Origin of the sequence: Kosakonia sp. CFBP8986 (assembly GCF_034044935.1) — a bacterium.
In the GTDB taxonomy this organism is placed as follows: domain Bacteria; phylum Pseudomonadota; class Gammaproteobacteria; order Enterobacterales; family Enterobacteriaceae; genus Kosakonia; species Kosakonia cowanii.
On sequence record NZ_JAXCXB010000001.1, the window covers coordinates 238,057 to 256,600 of the forward strand.

The 18,544-nt window shown below is 59.7% G+C and carries 16 protein-coding genes; 8 read left to right on the plus strand and 8 right to left on the minus strand.

All coding sequences use genetic code 11. From position 1 onward, the window contains the following. Positions 1-459: 459 nt before the first annotated feature. From SOM48_RS01080 to SOM48_RS01100, 5 genes are read left to right on the plus strand one after another with little or no spacing between them, the layout of a single operon-like run. A complete protein-coding gene (locus SOM48_RS01080) occupies positions 460-1,773 on the plus strand; it encodes an MFS transporter (RefSeq protein ID WP_076769971.1) in 1,314 nt (437 codons plus the stop codon). Positions 1,774-1,790: 17 nt separating this feature from the next. Then, a complete protein-coding gene (locus SOM48_RS01085; RefSeq protein ID WP_320511252.1) occupies positions 1,791-2,954 on the plus strand; it encodes a mandelate racemase/muconate lactonizing enzyme family protein in 1,164 nt (387 codons plus the stop codon). Continuing rightward, positions 2,948-3,844: a dihydrodipicolinate synthase family protein gene (locus SOM48_RS01090; RefSeq protein WP_042712278.1), complete on the plus strand. Its 897-nt coding sequence runs from the start codon at positions 2,948-2,950 to the stop codon at positions 3,842-3,844. Before SOM48_RS01085 ends, SOM48_RS01090 begins: the two co-directional genes overlap by 7 nt. Then, positions 3,841-4,734 (plus strand): 2-dehydro-3-deoxygalactonokinase, encoded by an 894-nt coding sequence (locus tag SOM48_RS01095; protein ID WP_320511253.1) that lies wholly within the window; start codon positions 3,841-3,843, stop codon positions 4,732-4,734. The genes SOM48_RS01090 and SOM48_RS01095 overlap by 4 nt, the downstream gene beginning before the upstream one ends. Then, the gene (locus SOM48_RS01100; RefSeq protein WP_312478755.1) at positions 4,724-5,317 is read left to right on the plus strand and encodes a beta/alpha barrel domain-containing protein; all 594 of its coding nucleotides are present in this window, start codon (positions 4,724-4,726) and stop codon (positions 5,315-5,317) included. Before SOM48_RS01095 ends, SOM48_RS01100 begins: the two co-directional genes overlap by 11 nt. On the opposite strand, the gene SOM48_RS01105 is transcribed toward SOM48_RS01100, so the two are convergent. Further along, positions 5,300-5,998 (minus strand): helix-turn-helix domain-containing protein, encoded by a 699-nt coding sequence (locus SOM48_RS01105; protein ID WP_094419701.1) that lies wholly within the window; start codon positions 5,996-5,998, stop codon positions 5,300-5,302. The genes SOM48_RS01100 and SOM48_RS01105 overlap by 18 nt on opposite strands. 357 nt (positions 5,999-6,355) lie before the next feature. Between SOM48_RS01105 and SOM48_RS01110 the strand changes: the two genes are divergently transcribed. Further along, on the plus strand, positions 6,356-6,862 hold the full coding sequence (locus SOM48_RS01110) for a ferritin-like domain-containing protein (RefSeq protein ID WP_023479263.1): 507 nt from the start codon (positions 6,356-6,358) through the stop codon (positions 6,860-6,862). A 24-nt stretch (positions 6,863-6,886) separates the two neighbouring features. Next, positions 6,887-7,765, plus strand: coding sequence for a manganese catalase family protein (locus SOM48_RS01115; RefSeq protein ID WP_023479276.1), 879 nt, complete (start codon positions 6,887-6,889; stop codon positions 7,763-7,765). A gap of 45 nt (positions 7,766-7,810) precedes the next feature. On the opposite strand, the gene SOM48_RS01120 is transcribed toward SOM48_RS01115, so the two are convergent. Continuing rightward, positions 7,811-8,644 carry an MBL fold metallo-hydrolase gene (locus SOM48_RS01120; RefSeq protein ID WP_320511254.1) on the minus strand — a complete coding sequence of 278 codons (834 nt, stop codon included), beginning with the start codon at positions 8,642-8,644 and terminating at the stop codon, positions 7,811-7,813. 17 nt (positions 8,645-8,661) lie between these two features. Continuing rightward, the gene (locus SOM48_RS01125; protein WP_320511255.1) at positions 8,662-9,411 is read right to left on the minus strand and encodes an OBAP family protein; all 750 of its coding nucleotides are present in this window, start codon (positions 9,409-9,411) and stop codon (positions 8,662-8,664) included. Between the two features lie 263 nt (positions 9,412-9,674). Between SOM48_RS01125 and katG the strand changes: the two genes are divergently transcribed. Next, positions 9,675-11,864, plus strand: coding sequence for a catalase/peroxidase HPI (gene katG / locus SOM48_RS01130; protein WP_320511256.1), 2,190 nt, complete (start codon positions 9,675-9,677; stop codon positions 11,862-11,864). Positions 11,865-12,092: 228 nt separating this feature from the next. Here katG and SOM48_RS01135 read toward each other — a convergent pair whose 3' ends face one another. The 5 genes from SOM48_RS01135 to fdhF form a co-directional block, all read right to left on the minus strand. Beyond that, the gene (locus SOM48_RS01135; protein ID WP_034812560.1) at positions 12,093-12,302 is read right to left on the minus strand and encodes a hypothetical protein; all 210 of its coding nucleotides are present in this window, start codon (positions 12,300-12,302) and stop codon (positions 12,093-12,095) included. A 68-nt stretch (positions 12,303-12,370) separates the two neighbouring features. After that, positions 12,371-13,357 (minus strand): cytochrome d ubiquinol oxidase subunit II, encoded by a 987-nt coding sequence (locus tag SOM48_RS01140; RefSeq protein ID WP_320511257.1) that lies wholly within the window; start codon positions 13,355-13,357, stop codon positions 12,371-12,373. Position 13,358: 1 nt separating this feature from the next. After that, positions 13,359-14,738 (minus strand): cytochrome ubiquinol oxidase subunit I, encoded by a 1,380-nt coding sequence (locus SOM48_RS01145; RefSeq protein ID WP_320511258.1) that lies wholly within the window; start codon positions 14,736-14,738, stop codon positions 13,359-13,361. Further along, positions 14,738-15,217 (minus strand): helical membrane plugin domain-containing protein, encoded by a 480-nt coding sequence (locus SOM48_RS01150; protein ID WP_054804190.1) that lies wholly within the window; start codon positions 15,215-15,217, stop codon positions 14,738-14,740. The genes SOM48_RS01145 and SOM48_RS01150 overlap by 1 nt, the downstream gene beginning before the upstream one ends. Further along, the gene (gene fdhF, locus SOM48_RS01155; RefSeq protein WP_320511259.1) at positions 15,217-18,189 is read right to left on the minus strand and encodes a formate dehydrogenase subunit alpha; all 2,973 of its coding nucleotides are present in this window, start codon (positions 18,187-18,189) and stop codon (positions 15,217-15,219) included. The genes SOM48_RS01150 and fdhF overlap by 1 nt, the downstream gene beginning before the upstream one ends. Between the last annotated feature and the right edge of the window lie 355 nt (positions 18,190-18,544).

Here is an 18,544-nt window from a genome sequence, read left to right on the forward strand (position 1 = left end):
CGCTTGCGCTGGCCCCGAAGGGGCGAGTCCCATGGATGGGACGAGTAAGTCGAGTCGAGCCGGCCGCAGTCAGGCGCGCGGGAGGTGAGCGCAGTGCGCAGCACCGATTTCCTCGCGGGGCCGCGGGGATTGACAAGGGGAGCGCGGCCGCTCCCTTTGTCCCGTTCACCGCATAAGTGGTTAATGAAACTCCCCAGCGCCTGGTGAACGGAACCCTTCCACCAATGCCACATACCAGGCCCATTGCCGGATGGCGGCTTCGCCTTATCCGGCCTACAAAAGCCTATGCACCGGCTCATGTGCTGAACCCCATTGCTTCACTATATGAAGCACTTTCCCCGCACAATCTTTGATAAGCCTCACGCAACACAACACGCCGCTCGCCTGCACGCTTTCGATCCCCAACACTCCCTGCACGATAACAACAACGCAGATACCCTACTCACTACGGGAGGCTCAATGGAGCACACCACCTCACAGCCCTACGACGGCACAGAGCAGAAAGTGCCCGCCCGTCGCACCGCCAAAATTATGCTTTCGGCGGGCGTCGGGCACTTTATCGAATGGTTCGACTTCGGCCTTTACGGCACGCTGGCGGCGATCATCGCCAGCAACTTCTTTGTCAGCGATGATCCGGCGATCGGCCTGCTGAAATCCTTCGCCGTCTTCGGCTCCGGCTTCTTAATGCGCCCGCTCGGCGGCCTCTTCTTCGGTTCAATGGGCGACCGCCAGGGGCGGCGCAAAGTGCTGGTGACGGTGATCGTTATCACCTCCATCTCCACCTTTGTGATGGGCATCTTGCCCACCTTTCAACAGGCCGGGATCATCGCGCCGATACTGCTGGTGCTCACCCGCCTGGTGCAGGGCTTCGCCGCCGGGGGTGAAAGCTCTGGTGTTATCACCTATCTCGCCGAGAGCGCGCCGCCGCACCGTCGCGCGACGCTCACTTGCTGGAGCGAAAACTTCAGCTTTATGGCCTTTGTCTGCGGCTCCGGGCTGGTGCTGCTGCTCACCCATACCCTCGGCGAAGCAACGATGAACGACTGGGGCTGGCGCATCCCCTTCCTGCTCGCCGCCCCGCTTGGCCTCGGTGGGCTCTATATGCGCCGCAATATGGAAGACTCTGCCGAGTTCCATAAGCTGAAAGCCAGCGGCAAAATCGAAGCCTCACCGCTGCGTAAAACCCTCTCCACCTCAATGACCGCCCTGCTGTTTTGCACCGGCTTTGTGGTGGTGAAAGCGGTAAGCAGCTGGGTGCTGCAATCCTTTATGCCGGGTTATCTCTCCACCCACCTGCACTACAGCCGCACCGACTCCTACCTCATCACCACCTTAGGGCTGCTGAGCGTGGCGATCTGTATGCCGCTGACCGGCTATCTGTCGGATCGCTGGGGCCGACGCCCGCTAATGTTAATGGGCTGCGGCGGTTTCATTCTGTTCACTTGGCCGGCGATGCTGCTGATGAGCCAGGGATCGGTAGGCGCCTCGATTGCCGCCATGAGCCTGCTCGGCGTGTTTGTCGCCATGTTTAACGGCGGCTGCGGTGCGGCGATGGTTGAGCTGTTCCCGACCGCCATCCGCTACGGCAGCATCGCCATCGCCTATAACCTCACGGTTGCAGTATTTGGCGGCGTAACGCCGTTCGCCTCGGCGGGGCTTATCACCCTGACCGGCGACCCGCTCTCCCCGGCGTGGTACGTGATGGGCACTGCGCTTATCTCTTTTATTGTCGTGTGGATCGCCAAAGAGACCGCCGGCAAAGTTCTCGATTAACCTGACCTGGAGTTGTCATGAAGATCAGCCGTATCGACTGTTTTCCGCTCAAAATCACCACGCCGCAGGCCTACCTCGGCGGCGAGGTCAAGGCGAGCGACAGCGATTACTACTACCGCCCGGAGTACCGCTGCGTCTATTCGCGCAAGATGGAGACCTGCCTGGTCAAAATCACCACCGCCAGCGGCCACGTCGGCTGGGGCGAAGCCCTCGCCCCCGTCGTGCCGCAGGTGATTGCCGAGTTAATTACGCAGCTCTTTGCGCCGCTGTTAACCGGCCAGTCGCCCTTTGCCAGCCAGGTGCTCAATGCGCGGATGTATGACGCAATGCGCGATCGCGGCCATATCACCGGGTATCACATTGACGCGCTGGCGGCGGTGGATATCGCGCTGTGGGATCTGAAAGGCCAGATCCTCAACCAGCCGGTTTACCAGCTGCTCGGCGGCGCATTCCGCGAGCAGATCCCCTGCTATGTCTCCGGCCTGCCGGAGCCGGATCTTCCGGCGCGCTGCGCGCTGGCGTTGCGCTGGCAGCAGAAAGGCTTCAACGCCATCAAGCTGGCGCTTGGCTACGGTGTGCAGCAGGACATTGAGAATGTGCGTGCCATTCGTGACGCCCTCGGCCCGCAAGCCAGCCTCTTTCTTGATGCCCACTGGAACTACAGCGTGGCGCAGGCGGCAGAACTGGCCAACGCGCTGCATCCTCTCGGCGTCGGCTTTCTTGAAGCGCCGCTGCTGCCGGAGGATATCGCCGGGCATCGCGAATTGCGGGCAAAAAGCCCGCTGCCGATTGCGCTGGGCGAAACCGAGCGTACCCGCTACCAGTTCAAGCCGTTTATTGAACAGCGGGCGATGGACATTGTGCAGCCGGATGTCGGGCGCACCGGCATTACCGAGCTGATGCATATCGCCTCCCTTGCGCAGACCTGGAATTTGCAGGTCGCGCCGCACCTGAGCGTCGGCCTCGGGCCCTGCATTGCCGCGTCGATCCACGTCGCCGCCGCGCTGCCGAATCTCTTCATGCTTGAGTATCAGCCGCCGGTGTTTGAGCTTGCCAACCAGTTGCTCGATACGCCGCTGGTGTGCGAAGCGGGTCACTACACGCTGCCGCAGGGGGCAGGTCTGGGAATTGCAATTAATGAAGCGCGGGTGCGCGAATCGGTAATGGGGGTCACATGTTAAAGGGTAATGTGCCAATTCTGGCGACGGCGTTTGATGAGCATGGTGCGGTGGACTTTGGCTCCATCGAGAAGTTAGTGAAATTTCTGCTGGCCCAGGGGATCGACGGGCTGGCGCTGTTTGGCAATGCGTCGGAAGGTTATGCGCTAACGACCGGGGAAAAAGAGGCGCTGTTTGCCTGTGTGAAACGTCTGACCGGCGCGTTGCCCCTTATTGCTGCCGCAGGCGGTGCCTCGGCAGTGGTGGCGATTGAAGATATTCAGCGCGTGCAGCGCTGGGGGGCGCAGGTGGCGATGGTCAACCCGCCGTCAGTGGTGAAACCCGGCCCGCAGGAGATCTACAACTTCTGGCGCGATATCTGCTCCGCCTGTGACATTGACATCATGGTGCAGGATGCGCCGCTGATGACCGGCGTGAACATCCCGGTGCCGACGCTGGTGAAGCTGTGCGAGGATTTTCCCTCCATCAAATACATCAAGGTGGAGCAACCGCCGACCACGCTGAAGATCAGCGCGCTTAAGCAGGCGCTCGGCGATCGCGTCGGGCTGTTTGGTGGCCTGAATGGCGGATTTCTCTATGAGGAGCTGCGCCGGGGCATTATCGGCACCATGCCCGCCTGCGAATTCCCGGAGGTGATTAACGCCATCCTTCACGCCTGGCAGCACGACAAACAGGAAGCGCAGGCCATTTTCTACCGCTACCTCCCCTTCCTGCGCTACGGCGTGCAGCCGGGGCTGGGTGTTGCCATCCACAAAACCGTGCTGCATCAGGCGGGCATTTTCGCCACCGATGTAGTGCGTGAACCGGCAAAAGGGCTTGATGAGGCAACGCGTGATGAACTGCGCGATCTGACCCGTGCCCTGCCGCTGGCGGTGCTGGAGGCGAGCCGATGAACTACATCGCGGTGGACTGGGGCAGCAGCAATTTCCGCGCCCTCAGCGTGCGTAACGGCGAGGTGTATCGCAGCGTTGAAGCCGGGTGCGGGGTGGGCAAATGCGCGCGTGAGGCGCTGCCGGATATTCTGCGCGAACAGCTGTTGCGCCTCGAAGAGGGATGGGATGAGACGCTGCCGGTGCTGTTATGCGGCATGGTCGGCAGCAATATTGGCCTCGCGGACGCGGGCTATCTGGCGCTGCCGCTCAGTTTTGCCCAACTGACGGCAAAGGGGCGCGCGCTGCCGGGCATTCTGCCCAACTCTGTCACGCTGCGTCCTGGTATTTGCGACCGGCGGGTGATGGAGATCTGCCGCGGGGAGGAGATGCAGCTTGCCGGTGCGCTAACCCTGACCACCAGCCAGACCTTCGCCGCCGTCGGCACCCACAGTAAATGGCTGACGGTCAACCGCGCGCAGCAGCAGGTGGAGAGCCTGCGCACCCTGATGACCGGCGAATTGTGGAGCCTGGTGCTCAACCACTCGATTGTCGGCAAAGGGCTGCCAGAGCAGTCGGCATCAGATGAGGCGTTTCTGCGCGGTGTGAGCACCGCCCGGCAGGTTGAGTCCGGCGAGACGACGCTGGTGAGCGAGCTGTTTCGCTGTCGCGGGCACTATATTCTCGGCGATCTTGACCCGGCCGCAGCAGGCGCATGGCTGTCGGGTTTACTCATTGCCCATGAGATCCTGCAGGGCCACCCGCGCCATGAGGCGGTCTGCTTTATTGGCAGCCGCGCGTTGCTGCCGCGCTATGCCCTCGCCTGCGAGGCGCTCGATCTCCCCTTCACCACCCTTGAGGCGGAGCAGGCGCTGATCGCCGGGCTGAATGAGGTGTTCCGTGATGAAGCCTGAGCAAATTGTCGCCATCCTGCGCGGGATCGCGCCCGCCGAGTGCATCGAACAGGTGGCCTGCCTGCGCGATCACGGCATTACTACCATTGAGATCACTACCAACTCGCCGCTGTGGGAGAGCAGCCTTGCGCGCGTGGCCTCGGTGTTTGGCGACGCCATCACGCTCGGGGCAGGCACCGTGTTGACTGCGCAGCAGGTGACGGCGTGCCGCGCGGCCGGGGCGCAGTTTATCCTGACGCCAAACCTCGACGCCCGCGTGGTTGAGGCAGCACAGCAGCAGGGGCTGCGCGTCTGCGCCGGGGTGTTCAGCAGCAGTGAAATTTTTCGCGCCTGCGAACTGGGGGTGGATGTACTGAAGATCTTCCCTGCTTCAGCGCTGCCGCTCAACTTTCCGCAGATGATCAAAGGCCCGCTCTCGAAGGCAGTGCCCTTCTCTGCCGTTGGCGGCGTCGATGTCAGTAATGCGGCGGCTTATCTCGCCCATTACGACAGCGTTGGAATTGGCTCATCGCTCTATAAACCGGGGCAGACGGCGGCGGTGACTGCGCAGCGCTGCCAGCAGTTATTACACCGGGGGGAGTGATTCGCCGCTGATCTTGCGCGCGGCGGAGATGAGAAACTGGCGCAGGGTGTCGATATTCACCTTGTCGCCACCGATGTTGGAGAGCGCAATCGCCGCCTGCATACCCGGAATGATGCAGGCCAGCCGGTAATCCCCCGGCGCCCACGCCTTGCCAAACACCTGGTGCTGGCGCGCCTGCTCAATATCCTGCTGCAAAAGATGGTAATCGTGGATGCCGATACGGTTGATGATCTCCTCATCGCTGAGGGTGGCGAGCAGCTTGATGCCAATCACCGAGTCGCGCACCGGCCAGGACTCATAATTGCCAATCGCGCGGGCGATGCTTTTGCCACCGCGCGTATGCAGCAGGTAGACCACCTGGTTGCCGCTGAGCACGCCAATCACAATCGAGACGTTATGGCTACCGGTCTCCTCCAGCATCTCCAGCGCGGCGGTATAAAAAGCGGAGTGATGGATCGCGCTGGCGGAGAGGCGGTGGATGCCCATACCGAGGCGATATTTGCGCTTCGCATCCTGCTGCACCATCTCTAATGCGAGTAAGGTTTGCATCAGGCGCGTCACTTTCGCTGAGTCCAGCGCCAGTTCACGCCCAATCTCACGAATGCCAAACGCGCGGTTGCCGGTCGCCAGTAAATTCAGGCAGCGAAACGCGTCAAATACCGTACTGTTCAATTTCGTCATTCATCTATTCTCTGCCGCTTCGCTTATTTGCGCTGCTCAAGCATAACCCGCTTTGAGATTGTTCTCAAACTCGGCGAAATAAGGGTTTTTTCGCTGCGTAATTTGACTAAAGAGCAGTTCCAGCTAGTTTTATTTGTGGGTGCGAAAAAACTTCGCTTAATAATGAGATGAGTTTTTAGATCATAGGGAAATTATTATTAGCTGATGACTTGCACATATTTCAATTAACGACTAAGGCGAATCATTCCCGGTTCGTTATTCGAAAAATCATCACCGCAAAAATATATTTCTGTGCTACAGCGAAACGCTGGCACACAATTCCCCTTACGCGAAAACGACGAAGAGAAGGATTACATTATGACACCTCAAGAAAATTATCATGACTGGTTACGTGATGCCCATGCGATGGAAAAACAGGCTGAGTCGATGCTGAAGTCCATGAGCGAGCGTATCGATAACTACCCGGATCTGCGTTCCCGTATTGCCCAGCATTTAACCGAAACGCAGGGTCAGATCCAATTACTTGAAGAAGTTATGGATCGCAATAATATTAATCGTTCGGTAATGAAAGATGCCACCAGCAAAATGGCTGCCATGGGCCAGGCTTTCGGCGGCATGTTTGCACCGGATGAAGTTGTTAAAGGTTCAATCAGCAGCTACGTCTTCGAGCAATTTGAGATTGCCTGTTACACCTCCCTTATCACCGCAGCGGAAAAAGCCGGCGATGTCGCCAGCGTAGATATTTTCAAACGCATTCTTGCCGAAGAAGTCGCAATGGCGGAATGGGCGCTGAATCATATTCCGGACGTTACCGCTCAATTCCTGTTACGCAGCGATGCGGATGGCGTAGAAGCGAAAAAATAATTATTAGAATTCAGGAGGCAAGCAATGTTTCGTCACGTAAAACAACTGCAATATACGGTTCGCGTTAGCGAGCCAAACCCGGGTCTTGCCAATCTGCTGCTTGAGCAGTTTGGCGGACCGCAGGGCGAACTGGCCGCGGCGTGCCGCTACTTCACTCAGGGTCTGGGTGATGATGATGCCGGGCGTAAAGAGATGCTGATGGATATCGCGACCGAAGAACTCAGCCACCTCGAAATTATCGGCTCGCTGGTCGGTATGCTGAACAAAGGCGCGAAAGGTGCGCTGGCGGAAGGCACCGAGAGCGAAGCGGAACTCTATCGTTCCCTGACGCAGAGCGGTAACGACAGCCATGTCACCTCCCTGCTCTACGGTGGTGGCCCGGCGCTGACCAACTCAGCGGGTAAACCGTGGACGGCGTCCTATATCGACACCATCGGTGAAGTGACAGCCGATCTGCGCTCTAACATTGCCGCCGAAGCGCGCGCAAAGATCATCTACGAGCGCCTGATCAACCTTACCGACGATCCGGGTGTGAAAGATGCACTCGGCTTCCTGATGACCCGTGAAGTGGCGCATATGATGTCGTTTGAAAAAGCGCTCTACTCGATTCGCAACAACTTCCCGCCGGGCAAACTGCCGCCGATTGAGCAGTACAGCAACGTCTACTACAACATGTCGGAAGGCGATGATCCGCGCGGTAGCTGGAACAGCGACGAGAACTTTGAGTATGTTGCCAATCCGCAGCCGGCCGTTGATGGCGGTGATGGTCTGATCACGGTACAGCTGACGCCGGAACAGCTGGCGATGGTGAAAGCGATGAGCGACCGCACCATGTCTGACCCGTCCGTTGAACCGATTACCGGTTTTGAACTGGGAACCGGCGAACCGAAGTCGAAAAAGTAATTCAGCTTACGGTTAACAAACACACCCCCTGCGGGGTGTGTTTTTTTATGCCCGGCCCTGCTGCAATGCACGCAGCTCAAGCGCATCGTGGCTGCAAAAGAGCGTCAGATCCGCTTTATGGTTGCAGGAGAGTTCCCGCAGGCGCTGCTGGTTAACGCGGCGCGCCTGATTGTCCATTCCCATCATCCACTGGTAAAAACGCAGCCCCGGCGTGCAGTGGCGTTCAGGACGCCCCATCTCTTCACGATAGAACCACGCATCCCCGCCGTGCAGCAGCCACCCTTCCGGGCGCTGGATCGCCACACCCGCATGTCCCGGCGTGTGCCCGGCAAGGGGGACCAGCAGGATCTCCGGCGGCAGGCCATGCAGCGCCGTCACCGCCTCGAAACCAAACCACCTTTCGCCCTGCGGTGCGTAACCGTGCCAGCCGGAGCGCGCGCTCCACTGCCCTGGCCGGTAGCGCTCGCGCTGAAGCCAGTTGTGGCGCTGCTGGGCGGTGTCGATCTCCTGCTGCATCAGGTGTACCTGCGCATGGGGGAAATCGGTCAGGCCGCCAGCATGATCAAAGTCGAGATGGGTCAGCACGATATGGCGGACATCTTCCGCCTTAAAGCCGAGCGCCTGAATGCGCGACAGTGCGGTCAGCTCATCCCGGCGCTGGATGTTATTCATCAGGCGAAAGAAACCCGACAGACGGCGCTGTGGGGCCTGCATATCCTCGCGGCCAAAACCGGTATCGACCAGCACCAGCCCGTCGCGGTCGGTCTCGATCAGCAGACAGTGGCAGACCAGGTGCGCATGCAGCCCTTTGCTGAAGCCGTCATACAGCGCGCCGCCAAGCGGGCACATGCACCCGCAGTTAAGGTGATGGACGATCATCGTGACCTCCCGAAAAGTCAGTGAGAATGGGCTGCCCCTGCAGAGACCGGGACGACGCGAAGCTGTACCGCTTTCCCCTGCTCCCAGGCATCTGCCCCTTTGGCGACAGGGTTGGCCGGTAGATCGGCGCGCTCGGCTTTAATCGCTTCGGTATTGATATCGAAGCGGCGATCGCGGTCTACCAGCAGCGCCGGGTTGAGCTGCCCGTCAGCGGTAAAGCCCATCATCAGCGCCGGTGTGCCAAGCGGCAGGGTTTTATCGCGATCCGTGTGCCAGGTGTGGAAGGTTTTGCCGTAGGTGTTGACGATTTTGCTCATCAGCGCTTTATCTGCCACCGCAGGTAGACCCGGCGCGACCAGGCCGCCGGATTTCACCTCATAGCGATGGCTGTGCCAGAGCTTTTTCTCCTCCGCTGGCAGGGTTTTGAACAGCCGTTCGCTGATGATGTACTCGACACCCATCAGGCGCGCATCGCGGGTATTGCCGTCGTAGATCACCGCCTGCATCACATCCTCATTTAACACCGTGACATAGTGGTGCGCCTCCATCTGCCCCTTCTGGTTACCGCTGTAGAAGTGGAAACCGTCGAGATAGGTGCTGATGGCGTCGATCGGCGGGCGGGACTGCATCACCGCTGCGCCGCTCTCCAGCGTCTGTAATTTACCCGAGGTTTTTTCACCGGGAATCGGCGTCTGCGGCGGGGTGTTATTGGCGTTGCATCCGGCAAGAGCGAGGGGAAGTACGAGGTACAGGGCCAGCCTTTTCATTGTCTCTCCTTTGATCATGATCTGGAGTTATGAGGGTAGCCCATTGCGGCTATTCAGCCAGTGAAAAAGGCAAATCAGATCGGCGCAAACGCAGCGGTGGCGCGGGCTGCACGATATATCCCCATCCATAACCGGGGAATGTGCCGCTGAGCGGTCTGTTTTTTAAGAAAGGTATTAACTATCAAATCCGTAGATTCATCCAAGTACCTTTAAATATGGTGGCGAGATATCGTAACGGCATACGTAAGCCAATGGAGCCAGTTATGAGCATGTCAGACGAGACTAACCGCGATGCCGGAATGGGCAAATGCCCGTTTCATCATGAAGCCAGCAAGCCGGAAACGAAAAGCAGCGGCCCTACCACCAACCGTGACTGGTGGCCGAACCAGCTGCGTGTCGATCTGTTAAATCAGCACTCCAGCCGCTCAAACCCGCTGGGCGAGCAGTTCAACTACCGCGAAGCCTTTAAACAACTCGATTACAGCGCCCTGAAAGCCGATATTCGCGGCGTGCTCACCGACTCCCAGGAGTGGTGGCCCGCAGACTGGGGCAGCTACATTGGTCTCTTTATTCGTATGGCCTGGCACAGCGCCGGCACCTACCGCACCGTTGACGGACGCGGCGGCTCTGGCCGTGGTCAGCAGCGTTTCGCCCCGCTCAACTCCTGGCCTGATAACGTTAGCCTCGACAAAGCCCGCCGCCTGCTGTGGCCGGTGAAACAGAAGTATGGGCAGCAGATCTCCTGGGCCGACCTGATGATCCTCGCCGGTAACGTTGCGCTGGAGAACTCCGGCTTCCGTACCTTTGGTTTTGGCGCAGGCCGCGAAGATGTCTGGGAACCGGATATGGACGTGGACTGGGGCAGCGAGAAGGAGTGGCTGACCCACCGCCACCCGGAAAGCCTGGCGCAGGCCGCCATTGGTGCCACCGAGATGGGCCTGATTTACGTTAACCCGGAGGGGCCAAACGCCAGCGGGGAGCCGATCTCCGCCGCCGCCGCGATCCGTGCGACCTTTGGCAATATGGGTATGAATGACGAAGAGACCGTGGCGCTGATTGCCGGTGGTCATACGCTGGGCAAAACCCACGGTGCGGCCCATGCGCCGGATTATGTCGGTGCCGACCCGGAAACCGCGCCGCTGGAAGCGCAAGGGCTTGGCTGGAGCAGCAGTTATGGTAGCGGCGTTGGCGCAGATGCCATCACCTCCGGGCTGGAAGTGGCCTGGACGCAAACCCCGACGCAGTGGAGCCACTACTTCTTCGAGAACCTGTTCAAATATGAGTGGGTACAGACCCGCAGCCCTGGCGGCGCGATCCAGTTTGAAGCGGTCGATGCCGAAGCGGTGATCCCGGATCCGTTCGACCCGGAGAAGAAACGCAAACCGACAATGCTGGTGACTGACCTGACCCTGCGTTTCGACCCGGAGTTTGAAAAAATTTCCCGCCGCTTCCTTAACGATCCGCAGGCGTTTAACGAAGCGTTTGCCCGCGCGTGGTTCAAACTGACCCACCGCGATATGGGGCCGAAATCACGCTACATTGGCCCGGAAGTACCGAAAGAAGATCTGATTTGGCAGGATCCGCTGCCGGCGGCAGTGCACCAGCCGAACGGTGCCGATATTGCCAGCCTGAAAGCGGCGATTGCCGAATCTGGCCTGTCGGTGAGCGAGCTGGTCTCTGTCGCCTGGGCGTCGGCCTCTACCTTCCGTGGTGGCGACAAACGCGGCGGTGCTAACGGCGCGCGTCTGGCGCTGGCCCCGCAGAACGGCTGGGAAGTGAATGCCATTGCGGCGAAAGCGCTGCCTGCCCTGCAAAGCATTCAGCAAACCTCCGGCAAAGCGTCGCTGGCGGATGTGATTGTGCTGGCAGGTGTGGTTGGGGTGGAAAAAGCGGCAGCCGCTGCCGGGGTGCAGATCACCGTTCCCTTCACGCCAGGCCGCGTGGATGCGCGTCAGGATCAGACCGACGTCGACTCTTTTGCCTTAATGGAGCCGCTGGCCGATGGTTTCCGTAACTATCGCCGCGTCTGGGATGGCGTCAGCACCGAAACGCTGCTGGTGGATAAAGCCCAGCAGCTGACCTTAACCGCGCCGGAGATGACCGCGCTGGTCGGCGGCCTGCGTGCGCTGGGTGCCAACTACGACGGCAGCAAACACGGTGTCTTTACCGACAACGTGGGCGTGCTGAACACCGACTTCTTCGTCAATCTGCTCGATATGCGCACCGTCTGGCAGGCGAGCGACGACAAAGGCGAACTGTTTGACGGCCGCGATCGTCGCAGCGGTGAGGTGAAGTTTACCGCCACCCGCGCCGACCTGGTGTTTGGCTCCAACTCGGTGCTGCGCGCCCTGGCGGAAGTCTATGCCAGCGCTGACGGCAAAGAGAAGTTTGTCACCGACTTCGTCGCCGCCTGGACGAAAGTGATGAATCTGGATCGCTTCGACCTGCTGTAAGCTCGCATTACCGTACACGCCTGCGCCGCCTGAAAAGGGGCGCAGGCTTTTTTTTGGCAAAAAAATCCCGGCAGGCTGCCGGGAAAAGTGTGTGATAACGAGTTAAGTGCGGCGGCAAAGCAGCCGCCAAAAATTCGGGTAACAACAGATCAAGCCGCAGGCTTTCCGGCAGGCTTGCGGTCATTAAAAGGGATGATTGTCACGCCGGTGTGACAGTTGCGTGGCATTTTAGCCCGAGGTGTGGGAGGTCTCCTGCTCCAGCGTCAGCACAAAATGGCGATCGTGGCGTTCGATTTTCGCCCCGCTCAAACCATAGTTGGTGGTTAACATAAAAAAGGTATCGGCATCGACATCAAACGCCAGCTCGACCTGCTGATATTTGCCCGATGTCGCCATCTGATACGCCTGTTTCAGGTTGTACGCTTTTGCTCTGGACATAAAGCCCTCTCCGCGTAGTGCCGTTGTAGAAACCATCGCCCCTATTCTTATAGACTGCTTTTGCCAAACTAGCCGCCAATTTTTCCACTAAACAGACGAAATCCCCAGGTGTTGTAGAGCAGCGTCACCGGCACCAACAGGCCATAACTGATCAGCAGGAATGTTTGCGTGGCAGGCGGTGCCGCCGCCTGGCTGAGAGTAAGATGCGGCGGCACGATCCACGGAAAGAGCGTGAAGGCCAGCATGCAAAACGCCACGCTGACCATCACCAGCACGCCGAGCAGCGGCAAAAAATCGCGCCCTTTGCGCAGGCCAACAACAAACAGCGCCATGCCCGCAAGCGCCGCCGCAAGAGATGGCCCCCACAAGAACGGGTTGAGCAGATGCTGCCGCCAGCTCTCCTGCAACTGCGCGCACCACACCAGCAGGCCTGCAATCATCACCAGGCCGATCAGTGCCAGCCATGGCAACACGCGTCGCGCCCATGCGCGCAGTTCGCCGGTCATGCGCCACACCAGCCAGCCCGCGCCGAGCCACGCATAGCCCAGCGCCAGCGCCACGCCGCAATAAAGGGGGAAAGGCCGCAGCCAGGCGAACGCGCTGCCGGTAAACTGCTGCCCGTCGGTAGCGATCCCCTGCATCAGCGCGCCGACCACCACGCCCTGCGCCAGCGCAGTGAGGAGCGAGCCGCTAACGAGCATCGCGTCAAATAGCCGTGGCGCATGGGGGCGAAACTCAATCGCCATGCCGCGCACCACCAGCGCCAGCATCATCACAAACAGCGGAATATAGAGCGCACTCAGCACAATGGCGTAAGCCAGCGGAAAGAGGCCGAGCAGGCCGCCCGCCGCCAGCACCAGCCAGGTTTCATTCCCGTCCCACACCGGCAGCAGCGAGAGGTTAATATCCTGCCGCGCCTGTGGGCTACGCTGAAAACCGGTAAGGATCCCGGCACCCAGATCGGTGCCATCGAGGAGTACGTAGATCAGCAGACTGCCCGCCAGCGCGACAGCGGAAAGCGTTTCAAGCCAGGGAAAACCAAGGATCGTTAACATATTACTGCTCCCCCTTTCCGCTACGCTGCGCCACTTCCGGTGCCGCGCCCGGCTCATCCTCAGCCGGCAAATGCGACATCAGTTTGAGTAAAAAACGCAGGCCGAGGGCGAAGACCAGTAAATAGACCAGCACGGTGGCGATAAGCGACCCGAGCACCAGTTGGCCGCTGACCGGCGAGACGCTATCCATGGTGCGCAACACACCGTACACGGTCCACGGCTGGCGTCCGGTCTCCGTGACCCACCAGCCAGCGAGCATCGCCACAAAGCCCGCGGGGGCCATCAGCACCATCACACGTTGTAGCCAGCGTGCCTGCCACAACCTGCCGCGCAGGCGCACCACCAGCCCCGCAATGCCGGTTGCTACCATCAGCAGGCCAAGGGCGACCATCAGGCGAAAGGCCCAGAACACCCCCGGCACCCACGGCAGATCCGCCGCCGGATACTGGTTCAGCGTATGGATGCGCCCCTGCAAATTGTGCCGCAGATAGAGCGAGCCAATGTTGGGGATGGCGACTTCGTAATGGTTACGCCGCGCCTGCATATCCGGCAGCGCAAAGAGGCGCAGCGGTTCACCCTCGCCCGCAGGCGGGGGATCCCAGGCACCCTCCATTGCCGCCAGTTTGATCGGTTGATGATCGCGGGTGTTCTCGCCGTGCAGATCGCCCAACACCGCCTGCAAAGGTGCCAGCAACACCAGCATCCACATTGCCAGCGAGAACATTTTGCGGGCAGGCACGGCATGCGCGTCGCGCAGCAGATGCCATGCACCGCAGGCCGCCACCAGACAGGCTGTGCCGAGCAGCGCCGCCACCGTCATATGCGCCAGCCGCCACGGAAAGGAGGGATTAAAAATGGCCGCCCACCAGTCGACGGGCAGGAAACGCCCGTCGGCTGCCAGCGTGTAACCATCCGGCGTCTGCATCCATGAGTTGGCCGCAAGGATCCAGAAGGCGCTAAACAGCGTACCGATGGCGACAATGGTGGTAGCCATAAAGTGCACCCACGGGCGCACCCGGCCCATACCGAAGAGCATCACCCCCATAAACCCTGCCTCGAGGAAGAAGGCGACGAGGATCTCCATATACATCATCGGCCCGAGTATCGCCCCGGCGCGGCTGGAGAGTGCGCTCCAGTTGGTGCCGAAAACAAACTCCATCACCACGCCGGTGACCACGCCGACCGCCACATTGAGGGCGAAGATCTTGCTCCAGTAGCGCCAGAGCGAGAGCCACACTGGCTGCCTGCGCCACAGCCACATCCCTTCGAGAAACATCAGAAACAGCGCGAGGCCGAGGGTGAAGGCCGCCAGCACAATATGAAAGCCGATAGTGAAGGCAAACTGGCTGCGCGCCAGCAGCAGAGCGAACTCCTGGCTCATTACGCGTCGCTGGGTTTGCCGGTGAAGGCGGAGATCGGTTTATCCACCGGCTCCTCCATGCGCCGCGAAAAGGCCTTAAGCCCCTGTAACAGCGGCTGCACGGTGCCCCACAGCTCATCATCCTGCAACATCTTCCATACGCCGTGCACCCCCGGCGCTTTATGCTGCTCCTGCGACGGCGGCTGGCTGAAGGCCTCTGCCATATCGCGCAGGCCAAAGGCCAGCTTGTACATTTTGTCCGGCGAGACGCTGGAGAGCGCCATTAGCAGCACCGAGATATTTTGCAGGGCGTTGAGCGTGCCTTCGCGCTGCAAGCCTTTTACTAACACCTCGGCGATTTCGTTATTGGCGCCAACCACATCGTTGGCGAGGCGCAGCACGCCGTGTTCGTGCAATGTCTGGAGTAAACGCTCCAGCTCTTCATGGGCGTCGGGGCCGATTTTGGCCGGCTCCGGCTGATAATCAATTGCTTTAGCCATTAAAATTTCTCCGGATGGGGTTCGCTTGCGGGGGGCTGGCGGTAGTCGTCGCGCTGCCACTTCTCTTCGACGGGCACCTTATCAATCGGCGTGCGGCTGCCGTGGCGGAAATTGTGTTTCGGTAGTGGGTCGGGCAGCGGCGGGCGATCGAGCAGCGTCAGGCGCACCGCCAGCTCTTTATAAGCTGGGGTATTCACCTGCGGATCGTGGTGCTCGCCGGTAAGGACGTTGACGCCCTCTTTGCCGTGATGAATGGGAATAAAGAGTTCGTTGCCCGCCACGCGATCGGTGATCACCACCGGCACGTCGATTTCACCGCGTCGGGAGGTGAGTTTCACCCAGCTTCCCTCCTGCAAACCGCGCGCGGCGGCAAGGGTCGGGCTGACCTCAACAAACCAGTTCGGCGACAGGCTGGTGGTGCGCCCGCCCTGCCCGCTCTGGTTGGTGGACTGGAAATGCTCCAGCATGCGGCCATTGTTAAGATGCAGATCGTATTCGTCATCGGCGCTCTCTTCCGGCGCACTCCAGCTTAACGGGTAGAGGTTGGCGCGGCCATCAGGCGTGTTGAAGCGCTCGGTATAGAGCAGCGGCGTGCTGCTGCCATCCGCCTTCACCGGCCAGATTTGCGATTTCCACCCGTCAAGGCGCTGATAGCTGACGCCCGCGAAGCTCTCCGCAATACTCGCCGCCTCATGCATAATCTCCTGCGGGTGTTGATACCCCCAGTCATAGCCCATACGCGCGGCGAGCTGGGTGAGGATCTGCCAGTCCGGGCGGCTGTCGCCAAGCGGTGGCATCACCGGGTAGAAGCGCTGGATGCGCCGCTCGGTATTCACAAAGCTGCCCTCTTTTTCCACGCTCGGGCAGCCGGGCAGCACCACATCGGCAAACTGCGCAGTGCGGCTGAGAAAGAGATCCTGCACCACCAGGAAATCAAGGTCAGTGAAGCCTTCATGCACACTGTGGGCATCGGCATCCGCAAAGGCGGTATCTTCACCGATCACATACATGGCGCGGATCTGCTTTTCGCGCGCCATCTTCACCATCATAAAGTTGTCCTCCCCCACCTCGAGCGAGAGCCGTTCCGCTGGCACGCCCCAGGCGTTGGCCCATTTCGCGCGCACGGCGGGATCGCTGACGGACTCATACCCAGGGTAGAAGTTCTTCAGGCAGCCAAAATCGCTCGCCCCCTGCACATTATTATGTCCGCGCATCGGATAGCCGCCAGTGCCCGGCCGCCCGTAATTGCCGGTCACCAGTAACAGATTGGAGAGTGCGGTGCTGGCATCCGCACCGTGGCTGTGCTGCGTGATGCCCATCGCCCACATAATGCAGACACGCCCGGCCTTGCCGATCATCTCGGCGGCACGGGTGAGGAGCTCGGGCGATAAGCCGGTCTGTTCGGCGGCAAAATCAAGTGTGAACGGGGCAAGGGACTGGCGATACTCCTCCACCTTATTGACTCTACTGGCGAGAAACGCCTCATCGGCATAGCCGTTATCAAACATGTAGCGCGACATGGCGCTGGCCCACGCGAGATCGCTTCCGGGCTGAATACGCAGGTGCAGATCGGCGCGCTCGGCCATTTCGTGACGGCGCGGATCGACCACCAGCCACTGCTGGCCGTGGTGCTTTTTCGCCGCTTTCAGACGCGAGGCGATCACCGGGTGGTTTTCAGCGGTGTTGCTGCCAACAATGATCACCAGATCGGCCTTGATAAGATCCTCAATGGTACCGGCATCGCCGCCATAGCCAACGGTGCGGAACAGCCCTTCTGTTGCCGGGTTCTGGCAGTAGCGGGAGGAGTTATCGACGCTGTTGGTGCCAATAATCGCGCGGGCAATTTTCTGCGTCAGGTAGGCCTCTTCATTGCTGCCTTTGCTGGAGCCGATAAAACCGATGCTCTCTGCGCCAGCGTTGTCGCGGATGGAGAGCAGACGTTTCGCCACCAGATCGAGCGCCTCATCCCAGCTTGCCGGGCGGAAGCGCCCGTTTTCGCGAATTAGCGGCGTGGTGATGCGCTCCGGGCTGTTGATAAAGTCCCAGGCGAACTTGCCTTTTACGCAGGTGGAGATGCTGTTCACCGGCGCTTCGACGCTCGGCTGCACCTTCAACAGGTGGCGATCGCGGGTCCACATTTCGAAGGAGCAGCCAACGCCGCAGTAGGTGCAGACGGTTTTGGTGCGTTTAATCTCCTGCTGGCGCAGGTGGGTATCGATCACCGAGACGCCGGAGATAATCTCCGCCCCGGTGGAGTTTTCCAGGGTTTTAATGATGTCGATCAGCGGGCGCTTCAGCGACTGGCGCATCGAGGTGAACGGCCCGGCGTCGGGCTGCATGCTCTTCTCCATCAGCGCATTACAGGGGCAGACCGTGACGCAGTGCCCACAGCTGACGCAGCTGGAACCGGCAATTTGTGTGCCGCCGTCCCACAGCACGCGCGGGTGCTCCATGGTGTAATCGATGCTCAGGGTTTCATTCACTTCAACATTCTGGCAGGCATCCACACAGCGGCCGCAGAGAATGCACTGATCGGGATCGTAAGTGTAAAAGGGGTTGGAGTGATCTTTGACATAGGGTTTGCGCTCAAAGGCATAGCGCTGAATCGGGATATGCATATCCACTACGGTGTTATGCAGCGTGCAGTCGCCGGTGTTGTGCTCGCAGACGGTGCAGTAGAGTTCATGTTTTGCCAGCAGCCGATCCATCCCCTCTTCGCGTGCCGCGCGGGCGGGTTCGTTCGCTGAATTAATCACCATACCTTCACGGCTACGCAGCGTGCAGCCGCGTACCAGCTCCCCTTCCGATTCCACCCAGCAGACATCGCAGGTTTGCAGCGGATCGAGCGCCGGGTGGTAACAGACATGGGGCAGTTTCACATTACAGTGTTCAAGGAAGGGGATCAGCGGCATGTCCGCCGGGCCAATAAGGGGCTTACCATCATAAATGACGGTACATTTTTGCAGGCTCATGTTACTTCCTCACCAATAAAGGGCTGTACGTCCACTCCCGGAGCAATCGACCGCGCGTAACATTGCGCCTCGTCGCCCCTGTTCGGGTGGCGTATCGGTTATTAAGGTTTAAACGTAGACCCTGCCGCCCCGCTGAGCCAAACGGCCACGATATATTTATTCGTAAGCCTAAGATTTCTCTCAAAACCATAAGCAAAAATGATATATCCCGCCCCTTCGAACGTAAATTTTTGTCAAAAAAAGCGCAGCGCAAGAATGTTTTGTGACAATCAACGCCGATAGTTTCGCGGGTTATTATTCGGATTGAGTTTTACTTTTCGCTAAGTCACTTATTTTAAAGATGCCTTTCAGATGA